The sequence below is a fragment of the uncultured Ruegeria sp. genome, assembly GCF_947489545.1.
Classification (GTDB): domain Bacteria; phylum Pseudomonadota; class Alphaproteobacteria; order Rhodobacterales; family Rhodobacteraceae; genus Ruegeria.
The window spans coordinates 1-1,779 of the sequence record NZ_CANLDZ010000065.1 but is presented as its reverse complement, the minus strand read 5'-3'; the positions used below and the strand labels follow the sequence as shown (position 1 = coordinate 1,779).

Annotated in this window: 1 protein-coding gene; it reads right to left on the bottom strand. The window is 61.0% G+C overall.

All coding sequences use genetic code 11. From position 1 onward, the window contains the following. Positions 1-1,779, bottom strand: a 1,779-nt coding sequence (gene xsc, locus Q1B13_RS26745; protein WP_299085927.1) for a sulfoacetaldehyde acetyltransferase, incomplete at its 5' end; no start/stop codon positions are given.

The following is a 1,779-nucleotide window of genomic DNA, read 5'->3' as shown; positions in this document are numbered from 1 at the left end:
CTACGCTTGTATTTGAGGTGTCATGTCGTTTGCGCTGACGCCTGCGACTGCGACGGGTTTTTTCATGGCGTCGCGGCGGAAGGGTTCGCCCAGCTCCTGGTTGATCATGGCTTCGATCAGCGTGGTGATGCCGTTCTTCTGGTCCGTGATCGCCTGGTTCAGGGCCGCGGTCAGCTCGTCCTGGGTACGTGCGATGACGCCCTTCAGACCGCAGGCGTTGGCGATACCGGCATAAGAGACCTTGGTGTCCAGTTCCGTGCCCACGAAGTTGTCGTTGAACCACAGGGTCGAGTTGCGCTTTTCCGCGCCCCACTGGTAGTTGCGGAACACAATCTGGGTCACGGCGGGCCATTCCTGGCGGCCAATCGCAGTCAGCTCATTCACCGCAATGCCAAAGGCGCCGTCACCGGCAAAGCCCACCACCGGAACGTCCGGCTGACCGATCTTGGCGCCAACGATGGCCGGCAGACCATAGCCGCAAGGGCCGAACAGGCCAGGCGCCAGATATTTGCGGCCTTCGTCAAAGTCAGGATAGGCGTTGCCGATGGCACAGTTGTTGCCGATGTCGGACGAAATGATCGCCTCGCGCGGCAGGGCCTGCTGGATTGCGCGCCACGCCATGCGCGGGCTCATCCAGTCGGGTTTGGCGTCGCGCGCGCGCTGGTTCCAGCTGGTGCCCGGATCGTCCTGCTCATGCGTCAGCGAGGTCAGTTCCTGTGCCCAGGCCGATTTCTTTTTCGCGATGTTGGCTTTGCGCTCTGCACGGCCGGCATTGCCTGCCTCGTCAGACAGCTGGCGCTGGATGCCCTTGGCCACTTTGGCCGCGTCGCCGACGATCCCGACAGTGACCTTCTTGGTCAGGCCGATGCGGTCCGGGTTGATGTCCACCTGAATGATGGTGGCCTCTTCGGGCCAGTAATTCATGCCATATCCGGGCAGGGTCGAGAACGGGTTCAGACGGGTGCCAAGGGCCAGAACAACATCCGCCTCCTTGATCAGCTCCATCCCGGCTTTCGAGCCGTTATAGCCCAGCGGGCCAGCAAACAGCGGGTGGTTGCCGGGGAAGGCGTCATTGTGCTGATAGCCAACGCAGACCGGTGCATCCAGACGCTCAGCCAGAGCCATCGAAGCATCGATGCCGCCCTCGGACAGAACCACGCCCGCGCCGTTCAGGATGACGGGGTTTTTGGCGTTCGACAGGATCTCGGCTGCTTTGGCCACCGAGTTCTCGCCACCGGGGCTGCGTTCAAACTCGACCGGATCGGGAATTTCGATGTCGACCACTTGCGTCCAGAAGTCGCGCGGGATGTTCAGCTGCGCCGGGCCGGAAAGACGCTTGGCCTGGCTGATGACACGGGTCAGGACTTCGGCAACACGGGTCGGGTCGCGGACCTCTTCCTGATACGCCACCATGTCTTCGAACAGCTTCATCTGTTCAACTTCCTGGAAGCCACCCTGACCGATGGTCTTGTTCGCCGCCTGCGGCGTGACCAGCAGCAGCGGGGTGTGGTTCCAATACGCGGTCTTCACCGCGGTGACAAAATTGGTGATGCCCGGGCCGTTCTGCGCAATCATCATCGACATCTTGCCGGTGGCACGGGTGTAGCCATCCGCCATCATCCCAGCGCTGCCTTCATGCGCACAGTCCCAGAACATGATCCCAGCTTGCGGGAACAAATCAGAAATCGGCATCATCGCAGAACCAATGATCCCAAACGCATGCTCAATCCCGTGCTTCTGCAAAACCTTAACAAAAGCCTCTTCCGTCGTCATCTTCAT